Genomic DNA, 22,712 nt, shown 5'->3' on the forward strand with positions numbered 1-22,712 from the left:
CGAACACTTACACTTCACCCTCGGCCAGGGCAGCCTTGCGGCTCAACCGGATACGGCCACGGTTATCAATATCGATGACCTTGACCTTGATCATATCGCCTTCCTTGACCACATCGGTCACATTCTTGACCCGGTCATTGGCCAACTCGGAGATATGGACCATACCGTCGGTGCCGGGAAAAATCTGCACAAAAGCGCCGAATTCCTTGATGGTTCGGACTTCGCCTTCGTAAATCTTACCGACCTCGGGAACGGCCGTGATCTGCTGGATCCGTTGGATCAGGGCATTGGCCATTTCATTGCTGTTGCTGAAAATTTTGATGGTGCCGTCATCTTCGACATCAATCTTGGAATCGTATTCAGCAGTCATCTCACGGATAATCTTGCCGCCAGGTCCGATGATGTCACGGATTTTGTCAGGATGGATCTTGATGGTCACATATTTGGGCGCATGTTCGGAAACTGAAGCCCTGGCAGTACCGAGAGCCTCCTCCATTTTTTCCAGGATATGAATCCGTCCCTTCTTGGCTTGAGCCAAAGCCTGGGACATGATATCGCGGTCAACACCGTCGATTTTGATGTCCATCTGCAGGCCGGTAATGCCGCCGCGGGTGCCGACCACCTTGAAATCCATGTCGCCGAGGTGATCTTCATCGCCGAGGATGTCGGTGAGTACAACGACCTTATCCCCCTCCTTGATCAGCCCCATGGCCACACCGGAGACCGGTGCTTTGACCGGCACACCGGCATCCATAAGCGCCAGACTACCGCCGCAAACCGTGGCCATGGAGGAGGAACCGTTGGACTCCAGGACCTCAGAAACCACCCTTAGGGTATAGGGAAAGGCGTCGCCGGCAGGCAGAACCGCTTCGATGCCACGACGGGCCAGGGTGCCATGACCGATATCGCGACGGCTTGGGCCACTCAGGCGGCGAACTTCACCCACACAGAAGGGGGGAAAATTGTAGTGCAGCATAAACCGGCGGTAGACATCGCCGCCCAGGCCCTCCAGATGCTGTTCGTCGCGTTCGCTACCCAGGGTACAGATCACTAGAGCCTGGGTCTCGCCACGGGTGAACAGAGCCGAACCGTGGGCGCGGGGCAGGATGCCGACCTCACAACTGATGGGCCGGACATCTCCGAAGGACCGGCCGTCAAGCCGCTGGCCCTTACTGACGATGCGATCCCGCATAACGTACTTCTTGTAGGCGCTCAACAGATCGGTCACCTGCGACGGTTTTTCGTACAGTTCAGGATCGATCTGAGCCAGCACCTCCGCCTTGAGCCGAGAATAGCGACTGGAACGGTCCATTTTGTCCGCGATATTCACCACCTCTTCCATCCCAGCAATGGCGGCGGCTTCGACCTTCTCTTTGAGGGGCACATTGACTGTTGGAGCAACAACCTCCCGCTTAGCCTTGCCAACCTCTTTCTGTAACTGGAGCTGAAGATCAATCAACGGTTGGATCCCGGCGTGGGCAAAAAAGATGGCCTCCAAGACCACATCCTCGTTCATTTCTCCGGCCCGGCCCTCGACCATGACCACGGCGGAGCGAGTCCCGGCAACCACCAGGCTGATCTGGGATTTTTCAAGCTGAGTCTTGCTCGGATTGAGCACATACTGGCCGTCAATATACCCGACCCGCGCGGCTGCAATCGGTCCGGCAAAGGGGATATCGGAGAGCATCAGGGCGGTGGAAGCACCGTTCATCGCCAAAATATCAGGGTCAAGATCCTGGTCCGCAGAAAACACCGTTGCGATCAATTGGGTTTCACTGGAATAGCCGTTCGGGAAGAGTGGGCGCAGGGGACGATCGATCATCCTGCAGGTCAACACTTCCTTCTCGCTGGGTCGGCCGATTTCCCGCCGGAAATAACTGCCGGGAATGCGGCCGGCGGCATACATCCGTTCTTGATACTCGATGGTCAACGGCAGAAAGCCCAGGTCCTTGGACTCGGTTTCGGCAACCACGGTGACCAACACCATGGTTTCGCCGCTGGAAACCACCACGGAACCGTTGGCCTGCTTGGCCATCTTCCCTGTTTCAAAGACGAGAGTTCGTCCGCCAATCTCGGTTGTAACTGTTTTTATCATAGATACTCCTGTTCCGGTTCCACCGGAATGTGCAAATGGGTGACGATGGGGCTGGTGCAGCTCAATTCTGTCACAAAGGCACAAAGGATGCAGCGACAATCTCCATCCTTTGCCAATTCTCTCTGTGTCCTTTGTGTCTTTATGACTTTTCCGCTGCCGCAGCGCAGTCACATCGTGAAAAAGCGGACGGCGAGCCACGATGGCCCGCCGTCCGGAAACGAATTTACTTGCGGATACCGAGTTGCTGAATCAGACTTCGGTACTTGGCAATGTCTTTCTTCATTAAATACTTAAGCAAGCTACGACGCTGGCCAACAAGCTTCAACAGGCCGCGGCGGGAATGATGGTCCTTGGCATGCGTTTTAAAATGCTCGGTGAGATAGATGATCCGTTCGGTCAGGAGGGCAATCTGCACCTCACAGGAACCGGTATCGGTCTCATGAATCTTAAATTTCTCAATTAATTCTTTCTTCTTTTCCGCTGTTTGTGCCATGGGGCACCTCCACTTTCCTTCTGCTACCAGAAAAGCACTTCCCTCAGCCTCTCTGGAGTCTGGATAAAGGGTTCCTTGTCCCGTGTCAGAGGGGCGACGCAGGGGAACGACATCGTACTTCTATACTCTAGGCCGATTCACAGTGGCAAGTTTAAACCGACGGCTGCCCGGTGATATGCAGCATCTCGTCGATACCGCGTCGTCCTTCTTGCAAGAGTTGCAAACCGTTTTCCGCAAACAGTGCCGAGCCGGACAGACTGTCGTCCACGGAGAGCAAGCCACTTCGGGTTCGCCGCAACTCGATCAGGTGGGCCCCGCACCCGAGAGAACTGCCGATATCAGCCGCCAGCACACGGATATAGGTCCCTCGACTGCAATCGACGGCGATGGTCAGCTGGTGGGTTGCCGCATCATAACCCAAACAATCAAGCCTATGAATCTCAATCTGCTTGGCAGCCTTTTCAATAAAAATACCTTTCCGGGCATAGGTATACAGCGGTTTGCCCTTGTGCTTGGCAGCCGAATAAGGCGGCGGGGCCTGCATCTGCGGACCGGTGTGCCGTTGCAGACAGGCGACCAGGGTGGCCGAATCAAGTTCCGGGACCGGGGCCGTTTTGGTGACGGTACCCTCCGGATCCTGGGTTTCGGTTTCCACCCCTAACTGAAGCTGAGCAAGATAGGTCTTGCGTCCGTTCATGAACTGTTCGATGTGCCTGGTAGCCGTCCGGCCGACGCAGACAATTAGCAATCCTGTTGCAAAAGGATCGAGCGTGCCGGCGTGCCCCACTTTTTTGATGCCAAGCAGCCACCGAATCCGGCGAACAATGGCAAAGGAGGTCAGTCCCTCCGGCTTGTCCACCAGAAAAACACCATCACTCCATGCCTGTGTTCCCTGATGAACAGGTTCAACCGCGCTCATGGGCGCCTATGCTTAAACCCCCTGACGGAGCAGCGGCAGCAAGGCATCGCGCACCCCTTCCATATTCTTTCCCTTGATGCGAAAGCCACTGGCATTGCGGTGTCCACCACCGCCGAACTGGGCGGCAACCAAGGAAACATCGCACTGCCCCTTAGCCCGCAGGCTGACGGAAATATGATCCGGCTCGACCTCCTTAAGAAAAACAGCGACTCGCACCGAACTGACCGCCCGAGGCAAGTTGATGAAATACTCGGTGTCTTCCATAGTAGTGAAGGTTCGTTCCAGCATCTTCTGGGACACCCGGATGATGGCGATCCGGTCTCGCTCGTGCATCTCCAGGGTGGCCAACACCTCCTGCATCAAGCGCAGCCGCCCCAAGGTATAGTTGTCGTAGAGATTGCTGGCAACCAGGTCAGGGCGCACGCCCCGGCTGACCAGTTGGCCGGCCACGGCAAAGGTGTGACTGCTGGTGGATTCGTAGCGAAACGAGCCGGTGTCGGTGTTGATTGCCGTGTACAGGCACTCAGCAGCTCTGGTAGAGATGTCCGCCCCCAAGGCCACGGCCAAATCATACACCATCTCGGCGGTGGAGGATCGATGCGGCTCTATCCAGACGCTATCGCCGAAGCCTTCGTTGCCCTTGTGATGATCAATCACCACCAGGGGCCTAAAACCGATCAATTCCGGGCTGTATTTACCCAATCGTTTGGCATCGCCGCAATCGAGACAGACGGTGAGAAAATCATTTTTGGCCTGGGTCACAAACTCCCTGACCTTGGCCAAATCGGTCTGGATCTGGCCGCATCCGGGGAGAAAACGTAGAGATGCGAAACCGGCTCCTCGAGATAGCGTAAAACCTTTTTCCCTGTCCCCTCCAAAATCTCAGCTAACCCGAGCAGCGAGCCCAAAGCGTCGCCATCGGGGTTGAAATGGGTGGCCAGGAGAATATGCCCCTTGCTCTTGACGGCCTCCAACACTGCCTGGTCAGGAGTGTTCATCATTGCGTTCCTTTTCGATCTCCCGAAACAGGGTCTCGATACGATCCACCTCTTCATTGAGATTGTCGTAGACAAAAAGCAACTCGGGAGTGTAGCGCAGGTTGAGGATCTTGGCCAAGTGGCTGCGGAAAAACCCTTTGGCCCGATTCATCCCCTTCAGGGTCGGCCCACTGGGGGTTCGCGCTGGCACGGTAAAATAGATCTTCGCCTGTTTGAGATCCGGGGTCACCACCACTCGTGAAATGAGGGCTGCCGACAACCTCGGGTCGCTCACCTTTTGCAGCAACAGGATCGACAGCTCGTTCTTGATAGCCTCGGCCACCCGCTTAGGCCGCGAGCTTTCGGGCCGCCCCAGTCCCGGCAGTTTAAAATCAAATTCCATGTCCATGCTCGTCAATTACAGAACTCCCGCCACCTCATCAAGGACAAAGGCCTCCAGATTGTCGCCAAGCTTGAGATCGTTGAAGTGCTCAACACCGATACCGCATTCAAAGCCGGTCAACACCTCTTTGACATCATCCTTGAACCGCCGGAGCGACGAAATTTTGCCGGTATAGACCACGACGCCCTCTCGAAGGACCCGCACCCGGGCATTGCGCTCAATCTTGCCGGCAATGACCGAGCAACCGGCAATGGTACCGATTTTGGGAACCTGGAAGGTTTCGCGGACCTCTGCGGTGCCAATGACTCGTTCCTCAAAGGTTGGCTCCAACATACCCTTCATCGCTTTTTCGATATCTTCGAGGGCATGATAGATGACGTCATAGGAACGGATGTCAACCCCTTCCCGGTCAGCCAGCTCCTTGACCTTGACCGTGGGCCGGACATTGAAGCCGATGATGACGGCGTCCGAGGCAGCGGCGAGATGGATATCGTTTTCAGTGATTGAGCCGGTCCCCTCATGGAGGGAACGGACCCGGATGACCTTGGTCGACAGACTTTCAGCCGCCTGCCCGAAGGCCTGGAGGGTCCCCTGCACATCAGCCCGAAGAATGACCCGCAACTCCTTGACGTCCTGCTCGGCCATTTTCTCGAAGAGATTGTCGAGCGACACCTTGGAGGCTGAGGCCAGTTCGATTTCCCGCGCCTTGAGTTGGCGGGAGCTGGCGACCGACTTGGTCATCTTCTCGTCGGTCAGAACGACAAATTCGTCCCCTGCCTGCGGCACGCCGGAAAAACCCTGAACCTCAACCGGGATGGACGGTCCGGCTTCCTGGACCTGCTCGCCCCGCTCGTTGGTCAGCATCCGGACCTTGCCGCTGTAGATACCGGCCACAAAATGATCGCCGGGTCGCAGGGTTCCGTCCTGAACCAGGACCGTAGCCACCGGCCCCCGACCTTTATGGAGCTGGGCCTCGATAACTGTCCCTTTGGCCTTGCGCGACGGGTCAGCCCGCAGTTCGAGAATCTCGGCCTGCAACTGGATTGATTCCAGCAGTTCATCGATACCAATACCTTTTTTAGCCGAGGTTTGGCAATAGATGGTGGTGCCGCCCCATTCCTCAGGAATAAGACCGAAATCGCTCAATTCCCGCTTGACCCTCTCAGGGTCGGCATTGTCCTTGTCGATCTTGTTGACCGCGACCACAATCGGCACCTCAGCGGCTTTCGAATGGGCGATAGCCTCCTTAGTCTGGTCCATGACACCATCATCAGCGGCGACGACCAGCACGACGATGTCGGTGACCTTGGCGCCCCGCGAACGCATTTCAGTGAAGGCCGCATGCCCGGGCGTATCGACAAATGTCAAATCGCCGGAGGCTGCTTGGACATGGTAGGCACCGATATGCTGGGTAATGCCGCCAGCTTCGCCGGCTGCCACGTCGGTTTTACGGATAGCATCGAGAATCGAGGTCTTGCCGTGATCGACATGGCCCATGACAGTGACCACCGGCGAACGCGGCTGGGCCTCGCCGCCCTTTTCGACCTCCAACTCCTGCAATGCCTCTACTTCCAGCTCCTCGGTCATGGCCTGCTCGACCTCATAGCCGAAATCGCCAGCCACCAGGGCTGCCGTGTCAACATCCAGAGCCTGATTCAGAGTAGCGAGAAGTCCCATCCGCATAAGGGCGGCAATAACCTCGCTGGCCTTGATCCCCATGCGTTTGGCAAGATCGCCGACACTGATGGTGGCCACCACCTTGATGCGTTTCTTGATGGCCTTGGTCTCGGCAATCTGGGTAGCCTGCAGGTCTTTCTTGGAGCTGTCCTTCTTTTTCTTGCCCTTGCGCGGACGCATAAATTCGACATCACCGTCTGCGGTGAATTCGATCCTGCTTTTTCCTTTTTTCGCGCCCTTAGCGCCTTTTTTGCTCAAATCTTCTTCATCCGCCTTGACGGCGACAACTCTCTTGGCCTTTTTCTTGCCTTTGCCGTCAGCACGCGCCGCATCGTCCTTGACCACCGGGGCCACAACAGGGGTTTCCCCAGGGGTCGGCCGTGGTGAACGAACCGGTTTTTTCATCACCGGTTTGTTGCGTTTTTCAGGAACCGGGATAACCACCCTTCCCACAATCCGTGCCAACTGTTTCGGCTTCTGGACCTCTCCCTCGCCGGAGACTCTGCTCACTGGCAGAGGTACAGGCTCCCCGCCGTCACCCGTGATTGCGACTGTCTCTTCACCATCCACCGCTTCGGGTTGCACAGGGGGCTGGCCTTCGGTGGTTGGCTGCAAAGCGGCTATCGGTTCCTGGTCGATGGCGGCGTCGCCTGGTGCTGTTTCCTCAACCAGAGTATCCTCTCGTGCATCGGCGGCTTCTTGCGCAGCCTGTTGCGCCTTCGCCGCCTTCGATTCCTCCTGAAGACGCAATTCCAGTGCCTGGATTTCCACCTCTAGCGCAAGGGCTTCGACCTCGTCCTGTTTTTTGGCGGCTTCATCTTTGTCGGCCTTGGAGCGACGACGAATAACCGTCTTGCCTGTGGCCACGGGTTCGGGTTTCCGGTTTTTCAGCTCTATACGCCCTTCCGTCGCCCCGGCTCCAGCCTCACCTTTCAACTTCTTTCGAATATCTGCTGCCATATCGTCGTCTACACTTGAACTATGACTTGCAACGGGATAGCCCATTGCAATCAGCTTGTCTGCCAGTTCCTTGCTCTTCAGCCCGGCTTCCTTGGCGAGATCGTAAATACGAACCTTGCTCATTAAACGCTCCCTTCCTCTATAACCCGCCAAGCATGCTCAGTCCGCTTTCCGGATCTTTTTGCTCTTTGCCAACCGTTCACGACAGGTAAGTTGGTTGCAACAATATATTCCCCTGCCGGGTGTATTGCCCTGCTGATCCTCAACCAGCTTGCCATCGACCAGGACAAACCGCAGCAGATCGAAATGAGGGGCTTTACGGCCACAGCCCCGACAGGTGCGCTCCGGGACATGCCCCCTGGCCATCAGGCCGGATCTTTGCCCGGATCCTCGGACAGGTCAGGATCGACTGATTGGCTGCCTACGTCGCTAGGAGCGTTGTCCGGTCCGTCCTCTTCGTCCTGCTCACCATCCTCTTCTGCAGAGAGGAGGGCCGGAGGGGCGAAAGCAACTTCCGGCGGTTGGATCAGGGCAGCTTTCTGCTGCAGTCTTTTGGCCTTCTCCTGCTCCAACCGCGCTAGGCTCATCAACTGTTCAGTCTCCATCCCCGCCAACCGGCCTGCCGAGGTGATGCCGGCGGCAAACAGACGGTCGGCAAGGCCTTCGTCCACACCGTCAACGTCAGTGAGACTGCAGTAGCCGTTGTTTTCCATATTCGAGTAGCGCTGCTCACTCTTGACATCGATTTTCCACCCCAGCAATCGGGATGCGAGTCGCACATTCTGCCCCTGGCGACCAATGGCCAGCGACAACTGGTCATCGGGCACCACGACCAGAAGGAATTTCTTATCGTCGTCGACAATAACCATGGACACTTCCGCCGGCGCCAACGCATTGTACACATACTTGGCTGGGTCCGGGCTCCAGGGGACTATATCGATCCGCTCACCCTGCAATTCCTGGACGACATTCTGCACCCGCGAGCCCTTGAGGCCGACGCAGGCACCCACCGGATCGACATCCGATTCAATGGATGAAACCGCGATCTTTGCCCGGAATCCCGGTTCTCGGCTGACGCCCATGATCTTGACGATGCCCTCGGCTATTTCGGGCACCTCCATCTCAAAGAGCTTGACGAGGAATTCGTTGCAGGTCCGGCTCAGGATCAATTGGGAATCGCGGAACTTCCCTTCCCGGGTATCGCGGCGGACTTCCAGCAGGTAAGCGCGAATCCGGTCGCCTTGTTTATAGGAACGTTTCGGAATCTGGCCATCGCGGGGTAAAATGGCATCGGTACGCCCGAGGTTGATGACCATGTCGCCGCGCTCGAACCGCTGGACAATGCCGTTAACAATGGTCCCCTCGCGGTCACGGTACATCTCGTAGATGACGTCACGTTCGGCATCGCGCATGCGATGAATAATCACCTGCTTGGCAGATTGGGCGGCAATGCGCCCGAGGTCAGCTATATTGTCCAGCTTTTCCCCAAGGTCATCTTCCAACTCGGCATCAGGGTCAAGGCTGCGCGCATCCTCCAGCGAGATCTCGGTCTCTTCGTCGTAGACCTCATCCACCACCGTCCGGTATTGGAAGACCTCAACTTCACCCTGGTCATCGTTGAACTGAACCTCTATCTCCCTGCGATTACCAAATTTTTTCCGTACGGCGGAACGAACGGCCTCTTCAATGGCATCGATCAGTAAAGCACGATCAATCCCCTTATCCCGGCAGATCTGATCGACAATTCGTTTTAGACTTTCTGTTCCTACCATTCTCTACTCCAACTCAGACAATCGTTTGGTGTTCCTGCGGCCCGATAACCGCTGTTCAAAAGCGGTCTCAACGGGTGCTACAGCGTCAAGCGTGCCTTTAATATATTTTCCAAATCTATGCGGACAGTTTCCTTTTCCAGTGCCAAGATGACGGAGTCCCCTTCCAAACCAAGAAGTGTGCCGATGAGCACCTTCTGCTCTCCCATGGGCTCCCGCAATTTGATCCGCGCCAGACGATCGGCATAGCGGACAAAATCTTCCCTTTTCCTGATCGGCCGCTCCAGCCCAGGCGACGAAACTTCAAGGTGATAGGCGTGAACGATGAGGTCTTCCACCTCAAGGTAGGCGCTGATTTCCCGGCTCACCTTGGCACAGTCATCAATGGTTATGCCGCCTTCCCTGTCGATGAACAGCCGCAACACCCACCCATGACCTTCCCGGCGGAACTGGATCTCCACCAGCTCTATCCCCATGTCGGCCAGCAGAGGTTCGGCAAAGCCCTGAATGGTCGTTATCAATCGGTCCGCCGTGTCTTCCACTGCTTTTATTACCGTTTTATTTGATATTTCGAGAAAAATACTCTCCCGTTCTCTCTGCCGATGCAGACGATTCCCGAGAAAAGGCAATAAAAAAAGCGGGCAGAGCCCACTTTCACGTACACCGGCGAATCCGGCAGCCGATCGCAAACGATCCAGGCGGCCATTGGCACCAAGCCAACTTCCGTCTGGAGCGGGCAACGGGGTTCGAACCCGCGACCCCAAGCTTGGGAAGCTTGTGCTCTGCCAACTGAGCTACACCCGCTCTGCTGATTCATAGGAAGTCAGTTAAAATAGAGCATCAATGATCAATTGTCAAGCAACAACAAAATGATGCTCAACATTTTTATCCTGAGGCCCAGGGTCCCACCAGAGGAGGGAAAGCCAAATATTCTCTACGATGTAGAGCAGTTACATCAAGCTAGACGCAGGCAATAGCCACCGCGCACACCCAACCCCCAAAGCAAAGATCGATCATGCCGGACTCAGGGGCATCTTCCGGGCGACGACGCGGTTTTCTTTACAGACAGCGCCTTTTGTGTATAATCGGGGCCATGGATATCATCACCACCCATATCGGCGCCGACTTCGACAGCCTGGCGGCCATGGTCGCCGCAAAAAAACTGTACCCCGAAGCCGAACTGGTCTTTCCAGGTTCGCAGGAAAAAAGTGTTCGCGATTACCTGGCCCAGGAATTTCGCAATATCTATGAATTTAAAAAGGTCAAACATATCGACCTGACCAAAGTCCAGCGCCTGGTCGTGGTTGACACCCGGCAGGCGGAGCGGATCGGCAAGCTGGCCGAATGCCTCCGCAACCCCAACATTACTATTCATCTTTACGATCATCACCCCAACGCCCCCGGCGACCTGCACGGCACCCTGGAAACAACAGAACCCTTCGGCTCAACCACCACTCTTTTCACCCGCATCTTTCAGGAACAGGGTATCGTGCCCACCCGAGACGAGGCCACCTTGATGGCGCTGGGCATCTACGAGGATACCGGCAGTTTTCTCCACTCCTCCACCTGTCCCGAAGATCTGGCCGCCGCCTCCTGGCTGCTCGCCCACGGCGCCAATCTTGACATCGTCACCCAGTTTGTCTCTCGCGAACTCTCTTCCGAACAGATCAGCCTGATCGGGCTATTGCGGCAGGAGGCACACGCCTATATCATTCGCGGGGTGACCGTGGTGATCAGCAAATTGACCGTGGCCGACTATATTGACGATTTCGCACTGATCGTCCAGCGGTTGATGGTTATGGAAAACATCGATGTCCTCTTTGCCCTGATCAGCATGGGCGAGCGGACCTACCTGATTGCCCGCAGCCGCATTCCCGAGATCAACGTCGGCTCGATTGTCCGGGAGTTCGGAGGCGGCGGCCATGCCTCCGCCGCCTCGGCCACCATCCGCGACCTGACCATTGCCGAGGCCGAGGAACAGCTTGTCGGCCTGCTCCATCGCCATATCCGCCCCAAGGCCATTGCCGGCGAACTGATGAGCTCTCCGGTGATCACCGTCACCCCGGAGGTGAGCATCGATCAAGCGAACCGGTTGATGACCCGCTATAACGTGACCGTCTTGCCAGTGGTGCGCACCAACGAGGGCCAGGAAAACGGGCTCCAGCCCGTCGGCCTGCTGGGCATGATCTCCCGCATGGTGCTGGAAAAAGCCATCTTTCACAAACTCGGCGGCCTGCCGGTGGCCGAGTACATGACCACCGAGATCGCCACCCTGCCGGAAAGCGGGACCCTGGCTGACATCCAGAAGCTGATCATCGAAAATCGCCAGCGGCTCATTCCGGTGGTTCGAGGGGAGGAAATCGTCGGCGTGATCACCCGCACCGACCTGCTCAGCCTGCTGGTCAACGATCCGGCCCACCTCTCCACCGACCTCTTGCGTGGCGACGAGCGCCCTTCGGTGGAACGAACGCGCAACCTCAGCAGCAGCATGGTCCAGATCCTGCCCCGCGCCATGACCGTCCTCCTGCGCGAGATCGGCGAAACTGCCGCCGACCTCGGCTGCAGCGCCTATGTGGCCGGCGGCTTTGTCCGCGACCTGTTGCTCCAAGTAAAGAACACAGACATTGACATCGTCATTGAAGGCGACGGCATCCGCTTTGCCAAAAACCTGGCCGAACAGCGGCACGGCATTGTGCATCCCCACGAAAAATTCGGCACGGCCACGGTCATCTTCCCCGACCAGACCCGCATCGACGTGGCCACCGCCCGGCTCGAATATTACGAGCACCCGGCGGCTATGCCCACGGTGGAGCTCAGTTCGATCAAACTCGACCTCTACCGCCGGGACTTCACCATCAACGCCATGGCCATCCATCTCAATCCAGATCGATTCGGCACCCTGGTCGACTACTTCAACTGCCAGAACGACCTCAAGGAACGAAGGATTCATGTGCTTCACAACCTGAGCTTTGTCGAAGATCCCACCCGCATCTTCCGGGCGATTCGCTTCGAGGGGCGGCTCGATTTCACCATCACCCGCCACACCGAGAAACTAATCAAAAACACGGTACAAATGAACCTCTTCGACCGTTTCGAAGAGCCGCGCTTCTTCCATGAACTCAAACTCATCCTCTCCGAGGACGACCCGATCCCGGCCCTTAAGCGCATGGCCTCTTTCAAACTCTTTCCCTTTCTCTGGCCCGACCTTCGTCCCAACCTGGAAATCGACCGCCGCTTCATCCATTTCCTCACCCAGGCCGGTCAGGCAATCTCTTGGTTCAAGCTCCTCTACCTGCCAGACAAGATCGAAACCTGGATGGTGTATCTGCTGGCGATCATGAGCCGGTCGCGGACCAAGGAACTGATCGCCTTCTGTCACCGCTTCGATCTTCCGCCCAAGCAACGGAGAAAGCTCATCCTGCAAAAGACCGAAGGAGAGCGTCTCGCCCATGAAATGCAAAAGCGCCCCTTTCTTAAACCCAGTGAGACCTATTGGCTCTTGAGCGAACTCGACACCGAAGGCCTGCTCTACCTGATGACCATTGCCCGCAAGCGCTCCATTCAACAGGCGGTTTCCCTTTTTGTCACCACGCTGCGCAAGGTGACACCGCTGGTCGATGGCGAAGAACTCAAGACCATGGGCTATATCCCCGGCCCGCAGTTCCGAGCCATCCGCAATCACCTGATCGAAATGCAGCTGGACGGCGAGGTCACCAGCCACGAGCAGGCCCTGGCTTTCATCCGGACCTCCTACCCGATCATCCTCCGGCAGCCCTGAGCCCGCATCTTTTTTGCTCGCTTTTCATCCTTTTCTCCTTATTTTCTACCGGCGAAACAGCTCCCCATACCCCACTTGAGCATTATCTTTTTCTCAGGAGACCTGATTACCCATGAATTTCGACATCAACACCTTCATGCAGCAACTGATCATCCAGGGGCCGCCCTTCCTGTTCGCCCTGACCGTGCATGAACTGGCGCACGGCTATGTGGCCTGGCGCCTGGGTGATCCGACCGCAAAAAATGAAGGCCGCCTGACCCTTAACCCGCTCAAACACCTCGATCCGCTCGGGGTGCTGGCCTTCATCATCATGAAAATCGGCTGGGCCAAGCCGGTGCCGGTCAATCCCCGCTATTTCAGAAATCCGCAGCGCGACATGCTGCTGGTCGCCCTGGCCGGTCCGGGTTCGAATGTTGCATTGGCCATCGCCAGCGCTGCCCTGGCCCATTTGTTCGTTGCCCTGCATTTCCTCCCCTTCTTCATCCTGCAACCCCTGGTGGCTATGTTGGTGGCCAGCGTCTGGATCAACATTATGCTGGCGGTCTTCAACTGCATCCCCATCCCGCCGCTCGACGGTTCCAAGGTGCTGATGAGCCTGCTCCCGCCAAATGCAGCCCGCGGCTATGCCAAGCTTGAGCCCTTCGGCTTCCTCCTCCTGCTTGCCCTGTTTTACACCGGCGTCATCGGCTGGGTGATCATGCCGATCATCCGCTTCTCCGAATCCTTGCTGTTGGGATAAAAAAAGGGCCCGGATTGCTCCGGGCCCTTTGGTTACGATGGGAAATTTGCGATTAAAACTTATAGGTGAATCCAACGCTCACCAATTGAGCCGAGGCATCCTCAAAAGTGCCGTTCACCCTGCCATCATTGGCGAGGTTGTTGACACTGCGACTCTTTTTGTAGTCATAGAGATAAGCGCCGCCGACTTCCATGTCGTTATTGATCTTGTAACGTACACCAAAGGAGTACAACAGGGCATCGGAATCGGGGAGTTCAAACCCGACGGTGCTGCTTGGAATGGGATTTTCATCGATGCCAAAGCCCGCCATCAAAATCCAGTTGTTCTTCAGGTCGTAGGTGACACTTAATCGCCAGGAGTCGGTGTCTTCCCAATGCTTGGCAACTGGATTATCAAAAGCCCTTGTGAGCACCGGATTGATTAAAGATACCGGGTAGGTAAAGTCTAGACTCTCATAATCCGACCAGAATGTCCGGTCGTACTCGAGTTCCACTGTCAACTGATCGTAAAAAGTATAGGACACTGCCGCAGCCAAAATCGCCGGCAAGGGGATCTCAACACCAGTGTCGCCGTTATAGACGCCGGGAGAGAAACTAGAACTCAGGTTCGCGTTCCCTTCGACTCCTAAATCGACCTCCGAACGGTACGTGAGACTGAGGTTCATTTTGTCTGTGGGTCGAACGGTCATCGCTAGGTTGTATCCGGCCTCCCAGGCATCGCCGTCCATATCCCTTGAGATGAGTGACGATCCTATAACTGTGCCAGAGCTATTTGTGACAGGGATTCGCCCACGACTCTTCACCTTGCCGTCGACATAAACCCCGCGCACACCACCGCCCACTGAAAAACGTTCATTAAACTTATAGGAAACCGTGGGGTTAAACTCGAACACCTTCAGGGTGAATTCTTCAGCAAATGTCCGAGGATACGAATCCTGCCATCTTTTGGACAGGCCTGCGGGCGCAGTTACCGAGAAACCGAACCGGAATTTGTTGTATTCCGGAGAGACGGCGAAGAAGGTTGGCACCAAAAAGTCTTCCTCTTCCGAATCACCGCTGTATGCCGGACCACGCACATCAGTATAAGAAATCGAACTGAGATGAATCCACGTGGCGGCGGCCTCCACTGCCCACCGGTTCTCCAACCAGGACATGTTGGCCGGATTAAAGTAGGTAGCATCTGCGCTTGGTGTGTAGGCCACATAGCTGCCGGCACGGGCCGTGGAATTCACCGACTGCTCCGGAATGCGGTAACCGGAGGCAAGAGCCGATCCTGCGGCTGTCAGCAGGATCAATCCCGCCACTCCCAGTGTTTTTTTCATTGTTTCCCCCTTTTTGCTGATGGTTGAATTGGTCCGTCCTGGCTACACATGCATATTGTCGGCGGAATAGAGATACCGCTTGATCTTGTGGGTGGCGGTTTTGACAAAGGGTTCACGTCTCTCCAGCACCCGGGACAGTCGGGAGGAGGTGGAGAGCTGATTATTGAGGGCGGTTCGCATCTCTTCAAACAAACCCGAGATAAACTGATGCCGCTGGGTTCGGCTCTGGCCGGCTGTCTTGCTGTCGACAAACTCGTAATCCGGATACACCCAAGCCTCGAGCAGACCCCGGTTCTCGACGACCAGCGATTCGACCACAAAAGGGTAGGAATTGATATTGTGCTCAATCGCCTCGGGATAGACGTTCTCGCCGTTGGACAAAACAATAACCGACTTGGATCGCCCTTTGATGTGCAGATTGCCCGCAGCGTCGATCAGGCCAAGGTCGCCGGTCCGCAACCAGCCGTCCTCGGTGAATGTATCCCTGGTCGCCTCCGGATCGTTGTAATAGCCGCGCATGACGTTGTGCCCTTGCGCCTGAACCTCACCGACCCCGGTCTCGGGGTGGGGGTCGGCGATGCGAATCGCCACATTGGGTACCGGCTTTCCCGTTGAACCTGGGTTGACCGAGGGATCACCATGCGGCCCTCCAGCCAGGAGCGGAGCGGCCTCGGTCAATCCGTAACCGACGATGAAAGGAAACCCGGAATCGCGGAGAAAGGTTTCCACCTCGGGATTGAGGGCCGCGCCACCGATACCCATCACCTGCAAACGGTTACCGAAAAAGGCGAGCAGCTTGGCGCCGATCTTGCGATAAATCATCTTTCTACTCACACTGAACCGGCAGAAGAAGGTCAACAACGTGCTTTTCTCCACCGCCGGCGCCACCCGTTTCTTATAGATTTTTTCAATAATCAGCGGCACCACCAACATCACATGGGGTTGCTCCCTCTCGCAGATTTTCTGCAAAATGGCGGGAGTCGGGGTCTTGCCCGCATAGGCGATCCGGCATCCTTTCAAGATCGGCAGCAAAAAACCCACCGTGAATTCATAGGTATGCGAGATGGGGAGCACCGAAAGAAAGACCCAGCCAGGGGCAATATGCATAACGCCGCTGGCCGAATAGGCGTTGGCGCAGAGGTTGGCGTGGCTGAGCATAACTGCCTTGGAAAATCCTGACGTACCGGAAGTATAGAGGATGGCGGCAAGCTCATTTGCCTCGACCTTGGGAAAGTTGAGCGTTTCGTCGCGAGCTTGTTCGCCGAATTCCGCCAATGCCTCGGCGAGGAAGTCACTGAAAGTCCGCAGGGCGATCAGTCCGGTATCATCGCGGTAATCATCAAAGGTGACGACATGTTTCAGCCGCTGCTTAAAATCGTAGATCTTTTCGATCTGCCGCTGGGTGAGGAAGATGAAGTCACACTGCATCTCGCCAAGGATGTGATGGACATCGGCTTCGGGCAAATCGGGGAAAATCGGTACGGTGCTCGCGCCCAGCCGGACCACCGCCAGATAGACGGTCCCCCAGTTGTGGGAATTTTCCCCCAGCAGCGCCACCCTGTCCCCCTGTTTGACACCAAGCCGGCGAAGCAGGGCGGCGATGGCAAGGATGCGCTCGTGCCAGGCCTTATAGGCAAGCGGCTCTTCCAGCGCCATTCCGATGGCCGGCAGTTGACGGTATTTGCGGCAACAGATGTCGACCAGATCGTTCAGCGTCGTCGCATTCTCCTGAATCACCGGCAGATGCTCCATAACGAACTGGTCGGGGATTCTCCCCTCGCATTCATCCCTGCTCGGTTCGGTGGTTTCCGGTGATGTTTGCATGCCTTCCCCTCGCTCTTTTCTTGTGTCCATCAACAAATTATCGTTGGCTTGTTTACCATAAGGACCGGTGATTTTCAAAGAAAACGGGCAATTCGCTTGACAGGGCGATGAAAGAAATATTAAATTTACACATTTACCCCTCAACCGGCGCGCCTATGTTTGCTATGCAACGATACCTTTCCCTTGTTCTGCTTTTTCTCATCGGCATCATCTTTCTTGTCCATCCAGCGATGGACGTGCAAGGAGCGCAATCTCCCGTTCCGCTCAAGACCAGCAAACAACCGACAACGACAACCACTGTCAAGTCGAGCAAAAAAACGGCAACCACCACCCAATCATCGGCGGCTGCCAAGACGCAAACCACTCAACAGCCCGCCCAGAAAAAACAGCCGGCCGCAAAATCAACGGCATCTGTGGCCGAACCGTCAAAAGCCAAACAGCAACAAACTGCAGCAAGCAGCCCCACTCCGGCCAAGCCAAATGCCGTTGCTGGTGGCGTCAAGCAACCCCAGGTGGTCAAACCAACACAACCCGCCGCTGTTGCGAAGCGGGCATCACGTTCGCCGCAAACAGTAAAGACTGGGAAAAAGGCGGCTTCCCGCTCTGCCGAGGCGCCGGTTTATTCAACTGTGCCCGCCGGTTGCGTTTCGGAAATCGACAAGCAGATCAGTGCCAGGAGCGTCATGGTGATGGATGCGGAGAGCGGAGGAACCATTTTTGAAAAAATGCCGGACAATCCCCGCCAGCCAGCCTCGACCATTAAAATCGTCACTGCGATGATCGCCCTGAAATCACTGCAAAATGACGATATTATCGACGTCAGCTCCCATGCCGCCAGCATGCCGAGTTCCAAGATCTTTCTCGATGTCGGCAGAAATTATCGCGCCAACGACCTGATTAACGCCGTGCTGCTGGCCTCAGCCAACGATGCCAGCGTAGCCCTGGCGGAAAAAATTGCCGGTAGCGAAGACAAATTCGCCAATCTCATGACCCTGAGCGCTCGGATGTGGGGAGCGCGCAACACCATCTGCCGCACCGCCTCGGGACTGACCGCTGTTGGCCAACAATCGACGGCGCGCGACCTGGCGAACCTTTTCCGTTACGCCATGCAACACGACGAGTTTGCCCGCCGAGTGCACGAGAAGTTTATTTCCACCTCGTACGGTAAGTCCCTGCGCAACCACAACAGGGCGTTGTGGCGGTTGGACGGCGCTGTCGGCGGCAAGACCGGTTACACCGTTGCTGCCCGCCAAACCTATGTCGGCCAATTTACCCGCGATGATCAAACAATCGTCGTGGCGATTATGGGTAGCGAGTCCATGTGGGCAGACCTGGAAAAGCTCGTCAATTACGGCTTCCAAAAGAAAAAAGAGGGGCAACTGGCCCGGGTAGGCTTTGAAAGCGCCACCGGCAAGACATCCCAGGTTAATTGACGTCCCCACACCGCGGAGAGAATAAAAATAAAAAAGGCCTGCAGCAATGCAGGCCTTTTTTTATTCTTTTCTATTTGAAGCGGTTGTCTCATTCAGGCGCTATCTGTTTCCTCACCAATTCGAGAAATGCGTCCCGTTTGAACGGTTTCTCCAGCGTGGCAATATCTCCCAGATACCCAGCCATGGTCAGGTAACGTTCCGCTTTAATAGCGCCCCCACCCGAGATGGCCAGAATTTTCAGGTCAGGATAATCGCGCACCAGTTCCATGATAAACTTAAGACCGTCTTTCACCGGCATGATCATATCGGTGATCACCAGATCAAAGGCATGCCGTCCTACCTGAGCAAGGCCCTCTTCACCATTTTCAGCTGTATGCACGGTATACCCTTCCTGCTCCAGCATCTGGGTCAGCATGGTGCGTATCTGCATTTCGTCGTCAACCACCAATATCCGTTTCAAGGACCTTCTACTCCTCTACTCGTAAAGGCATCTTTTAGTTCAACAGTTATCCTACAAGGCGCCTCCCCTCGATTCAACAGCTTTTTTTCAAAGCACTTCTTTTTCTTGGCGGCATAATCGGCCAAAACCACCGGGAATAGTCCCCGAGGACCAGAAAGCTCGCCCCTGTTTGTAGTCGACAAACCACTGGCCACCCGGTTTCCTGGTGGCATCGGCAAAAATAAACGGCTGCTCACCAGAAAAACAGGCATGCAGATACTGACTGTTGGCTGATTTTTCCTGTTCGAGCAGAGAGAGGGCCTCGGCCACGGACGGCAAACGCCAGTCGGAATATCCGGCAAATTTCTCTTCGTTGATGCGCTTTACCTCCCGCCGCATTGCACGCTGACTCATGATGTCGGTTCCGCCGCGTTGCCACATCAGACCGGTTACCTTGTCGGTTACGGTCAAATTATCCCCGTTATCAACTAGGACCTTGCTAAAATGCCCCTGTGGATTGCGCTCCTGCTCGGCAAAATTAAATTGGCTGACAAGGGCAACAACATCCTCCTCACTCATTTCGGCGGGCTCGTTGGGCAAAGCAATCTGCACAGCCACTGCAAGCACGTCATCCCTCCCCGGAAGTCCGGTGTCCATAATTATTTCGTCTTCGGGGATTTCCAGACGAATCACCCTGGGATCATTTTCGCTTTCCATCACGTTCGCGATCAACCACTGCTTTATCTCTTCGTTGATCGGATGAGTTCGCTCAAACAAAGCTACCTTGCCCTGTTCCTTGACGCATCGACGGACCATCTCGAGCGGGGCAATTATTTCCGCTACCACGCGGGCATGTTTAATACCTCGCTCCATCAGACACAACTTTGGCTCCTCGTCCCAGGCATCAATAAAAAAATAATACACCCGTTCATTCTTGCTCCGCACCCGCTCTATACCTCCCCAGCTTTCATAGGTTCCGAAGGTGTATTCCGGAGTCATATCCCAGTCAATTGCCGGCATACCTTTAATCACCAATTTATTCCGCAAACCCATATTTACCTCCGCAACGGTTTGAAAAAAAAGGACAAGCAAGTATGATGATCTCAGTTCATCATGGGTTAATTATAATGATAATAGTTACTATTTCAATATGAAAAACGATTTCCAAAAAAAAGCCGGCTCACCACTGCCTCTCGGCAGCACGCTTACCGCACGAGGAATCAATTTCTCCCTGTTTTCCCGGCATGCTCAGGCGGTCACGCTGGTCATCGCCCCGGATCCCGAACGGTCGGACTGGGTTGAGATACCGCTTAACCCCAGGGTCCATAAAACCGGTGACATCTGGCATATCCTGCTCGCCGACGCGCCGCCGGATCTGCGCTACGGTTATCGAATAAGCGGTCCGGATGACCCCAGCGGCACGGGACACGCCTACGATTCCACCCGCATCCTCCTCGATCCCTATGCCAAGGAAATTCATTCCCCGGACTGGGGTAGACCGCGCTCCTGCCTCGGCTCGGAACCGTGTTGCCTGCTCGACCTGTACACCTACGACTGGGAAGGTGACCGGCCGCTCAACATCCCGCTGCGGGACTCGATCATCTACGAACTCCATGTGCGTGGCTTCACCCGCCACCCCTCGTCCGAGGTCAGCTGTCCCGGCACTTTCAAAGGCGTCACCGAAAAAATCCCCTATCTTAAACGGCTGGGGATCACGGCGGTCGAATTGATGCCCGTGACCGAGTTCAACGAAAACGAGGCCACCTTTGTCAACCCGCAGACCGGAGAACGCCTGAAAAATTTCTGGGGCTACAGCCCACTCTCTTTTTTTGCCCCTAAATCCGGCTACAGCAGCGATCTGGAGGCTCCCCTCAACGAATTCCGCGACATGGTCAAGGCGCTGCACCGAGCCGGTATCGAGGTTATCCTCGACATCGTGTATAACCACACCGCAGAGGGTGGCGCCGATGGCCCAACCACCAGTTTCCGGGGCATTGACAACACTATCTATTACCTGCTCGACCCCTGGACCAGGGCGTATCTCAATTTTTCCGGCTGCGGCAACACCTGCAACTGCAACCACCCCATTGTCCGCAACCTGATCATGGATGCCCTGCGCTGGTGGGTGGTCGACATGCATGTCGACGGTTTCCGCTTCGATCTGGCCTCGATCCTCGGCCGGGATGTCAATGGTCAGGTGCTGGCCAATCCGCCGGTAGTCGAGATGATCGCCGAGGAACCGGTCCTCGCCGACACCAAAATCATTGCCGAGGCCTGGGATGCCGCCGGTCTCTACCAGGTGGGCAACTTTTCCCCTCATCACCGCTGGGCCGAATGGAACGGCCGCTTCCGCGACGATGTCCGCGCCTTTATGTGCGGTCATGCCGGTATGGTCCCGGCCCTGGCCACCCGTATCGCGGGCAGTTCCGATCTGTATCAGCACTTTGACCGCCGGCCCTGCAATTCGATCAATTTCATCACCAGCCATGACGGCTTCACCCTGGTTGACCTGGTCAGCTACAATGAGAAACACAACCTGATCAACGGCGAAGACAACCGGGACGGCGACAACAACAATCTCTGCTGGAACAGCGGCGCCGAAGGACCCGCTACGGATAAAAAAATCCTGGGCCTGCGATCCCGACGCATCCGGACCATGGCTGTCATCCTCCTGCTTTCCCAGGGTGTGCCAATGCTAGTTGCCGGCGACGAATTTGGCCGCAGCCAGCAGGGCAACAACAACGCCTGGTGCCAAGATAATGCCATCAGTTGGCTCGACTGGTCCCAGGCTGAAAAGAATCGGCATCAAGTGCGCTTCTTCCGCAAGCTCATCCAACTGCGCAAATCCCACCCCATCTTCAGGCGGGATGATTTTTTTCTGTTCGACAATGGCCCTAACGACACGGCCTGTTCCCTCGAAATCATCTGGCAAGGCCTACAACCGGGCCACCAGGACTGGTCCCATGAGTGCAAGACCTTGGCTTTTCTGCTCAACGGTGCGACCCTGGAGCAGGAAGATGACGACTTTTTCGTCATGCTCAACGGCAGCGCCACCGATGCCGCCCTCTTTACCGTGCCCCCAGCCACCCGCAACAGAGCCTGGGTGCGGATCATCGATACCGGCCGACCACCGCCCCTCGACTTCATTGACCCGAAGCGCGGCGATGCGGTATTGTATGGCCAAACCGTTTCTGTAACCAGCATGGGCTGCGTTGTCCTGCAGTCAAAACGAACGAGGTAAGCAATGATCAAACTGCTGATGCTTGGCGATTCTCTGGTGGAATGGGGTGACTGGGAAAAACATCTGCCCGGTGCCGCCGTGATCAATCGAGGAATCGCCGGCGAGATGACCGAGGAACTGTCGGCACGTCTGATGGATGAAATTGAGGATTGCCCCGATCCGGATGCGGTCCTGGTGCAGTCCGGCACCAACAACCTGCTTATGGGCTACATGTTTTTCCCTGCGATCTTCACCACCATGATGCAGCGGCTGCGCCTCTGTTATCCGCAAACCCCGTTGATCCTCTGCTCGCTGACACCCATGCCGATCGTCGCCCCCCAGGAGATTGAACAAGTGAATCGGGAATTGGTACAGGTCGCCACTACCACCGAAAACTGCGTTTTCCTCGATCTGGTCGGTCCCTTTAACGAGCAGTGCCTGCCCATCACCCAACCGGGTTTTCTCGCCGACCAGGTCCATCTCAGTACCAGGGGCTATCAAGTCTGGGCCGGGGCGATCAGCCATTGCCTGACTGAGCTTTTCCCCAAAAGGTACCGAGGTTGACAGGGGCGCCCCTGATTCTTATAAAAATCCCTTGACCCAGGCACGTGGCTGATTCGTTGCCATCTAAGCCTGCATTGACCACAACAATTTCATCCCTTTAC

19 protein-coding genes and 1 tRNA gene are annotated in these 22,712 nt (G+C 56.0%); 5 read left to right on the top strand and 15 right to left on the bottom strand.

The features are described 5' to 3' along the window. Window positions 1–7: 7 nt before the first annotated feature. The 11 genes from pnp to ACHZCX_RS09115 form a co-directional block, all read right to left on the bottom strand. Window positions 8–2,095: a polyribonucleotide nucleotidyltransferase gene (gene pnp / locus ACHZCX_RS09065; protein ID WP_319586910.1), complete on the bottom strand. Its 2,088-nt coding sequence runs from the start codon at window positions 2,093–2,095 to the stop codon at window positions 8–10. Between the two features lie 223 nt (window positions 2,096–2,318). Further along, window positions 2,319–2,588, bottom strand: a complete 270-nt coding sequence (gene rpsO, locus ACHZCX_RS09070; RefSeq protein ID WP_319586911.1) for a 30S ribosomal protein S15 — start codon at window positions 2,586–2,588, stop codon at window positions 2,319–2,321. A gap of 151 nt (window positions 2,589–2,739) precedes the next feature. Further along, window positions 2,740–3,507 carry a tRNA pseudouridine(55) synthase TruB gene (gene truB / locus ACHZCX_RS09075; RefSeq protein ID WP_319586912.1) on the bottom strand — a complete coding sequence of 256 codons (768 nt, stop codon included), beginning with the start codon at window positions 3,505–3,507 and terminating at the stop codon, window positions 2,740–2,742. A gap of 12 nt (window positions 3,508–3,519) precedes the next feature. After that, window positions 3,520–4,269, bottom strand: a complete 750-nt coding sequence (locus ACHZCX_RS09080) for a bifunctional oligoribonuclease/PAP phosphatase NrnA (RefSeq protein WP_319586913.1) — start codon at window positions 4,267–4,269, stop codon at window positions 3,520–3,522. Further along, window positions 4,266–4,508: a hypothetical protein gene (locus tag ACHZCX_RS09085; RefSeq protein WP_319586914.1), complete on the bottom strand. Its 243-nt coding sequence runs from the start codon at window positions 4,506–4,508 to the stop codon at window positions 4,266–4,268. The genes ACHZCX_RS09080 and ACHZCX_RS09085 overlap by 4 nt, the downstream gene beginning before the upstream one ends. Then, window positions 4,492–4,887, bottom strand: coding sequence for a 30S ribosome-binding factor RbfA (gene rbfA / locus ACHZCX_RS09090; RefSeq protein ID WP_319586915.1), 396 nt, complete (start codon window positions 4,885–4,887; stop codon window positions 4,492–4,494). The genes ACHZCX_RS09085 and rbfA overlap by 17 nt, the downstream gene beginning before the upstream one ends. Window positions 4,888–4,902: 15 nt before the next feature. Further along, entirely contained in the window at window positions 4,903–7,647 is a 2,745-nt protein-coding gene (infB, locus tag ACHZCX_RS09095; protein WP_319586916.1) for a translation initiation factor IF-2, read from the bottom strand. 36 nt (window positions 7,648–7,683) lie between these two features. Beyond that, the gene (locus tag ACHZCX_RS09100) at window positions 7,684–7,890 is read right to left on the bottom strand and encodes a YlxR family protein (RefSeq protein ID WP_394708782.1); all 207 of its coding nucleotides are present in this window, start codon (window positions 7,888–7,890) and stop codon (window positions 7,684–7,686) included. Then, window positions 7,890–9,296: a transcription termination factor NusA gene (gene nusA, locus ACHZCX_RS09105; RefSeq protein ID WP_319586917.1), complete on the bottom strand. Its 1,407-nt coding sequence runs from the start codon at window positions 9,294–9,296 to the stop codon at window positions 7,890–7,892. Before nusA ends, ACHZCX_RS09100 begins: the two co-directional genes overlap by 1 nt. Before the next feature lie 77 nt (window positions 9,297–9,373). Next, on the bottom strand, window positions 9,374–9,835 hold the full coding sequence (rimP, locus tag ACHZCX_RS09110; RefSeq protein WP_319586918.1) for a ribosome maturation factor RimP: 462 nt from the start codon (window positions 9,833–9,835) through the stop codon (window positions 9,374–9,376). 186 nt (window positions 9,836–10,021) lie between these two features. Beyond that, window positions 10,022–10,097: transfer RNA gene (locus ACHZCX_RS09115), tRNA-Gly, on the bottom strand. A 289-nt stretch (window positions 10,098–10,386) separates the two neighbouring features. Between ACHZCX_RS09115 and ACHZCX_RS09120 the strand changes: the two genes are divergently transcribed. Both ACHZCX_RS09120 and ACHZCX_RS09125 read left to right on the top strand, forming a co-directional pair. Further along, window positions 10,387–13,071 (top strand): CBS domain-containing protein, encoded by a 2,685-nt coding sequence (locus ACHZCX_RS09120; protein ID WP_319586919.1) that lies wholly within the window; start codon window positions 10,387–10,389, stop codon window positions 13,069–13,071. A 112-nt stretch (window positions 13,072–13,183) separates the two neighbouring features. Next, the gene (locus tag ACHZCX_RS09125; protein WP_319586920.1) at window positions 13,184–13,810 is read left to right on the top strand and encodes a site-2 protease family protein; all 627 of its coding nucleotides are present in this window, start codon (window positions 13,184–13,186) and stop codon (window positions 13,808–13,810) included. 52 nt (window positions 13,811–13,862) lie between these two features. Here ACHZCX_RS09125 and ACHZCX_RS09130 read toward each other — a convergent pair whose 3' ends face one another. Together ACHZCX_RS09130 and ACHZCX_RS09135 are read right to left on the bottom strand one after the other, a co-directional pair. After that, window positions 13,863–15,131 (bottom strand): OmpP1/FadL family transporter, encoded by a 1,269-nt coding sequence (locus ACHZCX_RS09130; RefSeq protein WP_319586921.1) that lies wholly within the window; start codon window positions 15,129–15,131, stop codon window positions 13,863–13,865. A gap of 42 nt (window positions 15,132–15,173) precedes the next feature. After that, complete coding sequence (locus ACHZCX_RS09135) at window positions 15,174–16,955, bottom strand: AMP-binding protein (RefSeq protein WP_319586922.1); 1,782 nt, start codon at window positions 16,953–16,955, stop codon at window positions 15,174–15,176. Window positions 16,956–17,110: 155 nt separating this feature from the next. On the opposite strand from ACHZCX_RS09135, the gene ACHZCX_RS09140 reads away from it, so the two are divergent. Then, window positions 17,111–18,388, top strand: a complete 1,278-nt coding sequence (locus tag ACHZCX_RS09140) for a serine hydrolase (protein WP_319586923.1) — start codon at window positions 17,111–17,113, stop codon at window positions 18,386–18,388. An 88-nt stretch (window positions 18,389–18,476) separates the two neighbouring features. On the opposite strand, the gene ACHZCX_RS09145 is transcribed toward ACHZCX_RS09140, so the two are convergent. Together ACHZCX_RS09145 and ACHZCX_RS09150 are read right to left on the bottom strand one after the other, a co-directional pair. Then, window positions 18,477–18,848, bottom strand: coding sequence for a response regulator (locus ACHZCX_RS09145; RefSeq protein WP_319586924.1), 372 nt, complete (start codon window positions 18,846–18,848; stop codon window positions 18,477–18,479). Window positions 18,849–18,935: 87 nt separating this feature from the next. Continuing rightward, window positions 18,936–19,880, bottom strand: coding sequence for a DUF1566 domain-containing protein (locus ACHZCX_RS09150; RefSeq protein WP_319586925.1), 945 nt, complete (start codon window positions 19,878–19,880; stop codon window positions 18,936–18,938). A gap of 97 nt (window positions 19,881–19,977) precedes the next feature. Between ACHZCX_RS09150 and glgX the strand changes: the two genes are divergently transcribed. Next, the gene (glgX, locus tag ACHZCX_RS09155) at window positions 19,978–22,068 is read left to right on the top strand and encodes a glycogen debranching protein GlgX (RefSeq protein WP_319586926.1); all 2,091 of its coding nucleotides are present in this window, start codon (window positions 19,978–19,980) and stop codon (window positions 22,066–22,068) included. 3 nt (window positions 22,069–22,071) lie between these two features. Next, window positions 22,072–22,611, top strand: coding sequence for a GDSL-type esterase/lipase family protein (locus ACHZCX_RS09160; protein ID WP_319586927.1), 540 nt, complete (start codon window positions 22,072–22,074; stop codon window positions 22,609–22,611). The last annotated feature ends 101 nt before the right edge of the window (window positions 22,612–22,712 follow it).

This window comes from uncultured Desulfobulbus sp. (genome assembly GCF_963662935.2).
Classification (GTDB): Bacteria; Desulfobacterota; Desulfobulbia; order Desulfobulbales; family Desulfobulbaceae; genus Desulfobulbus.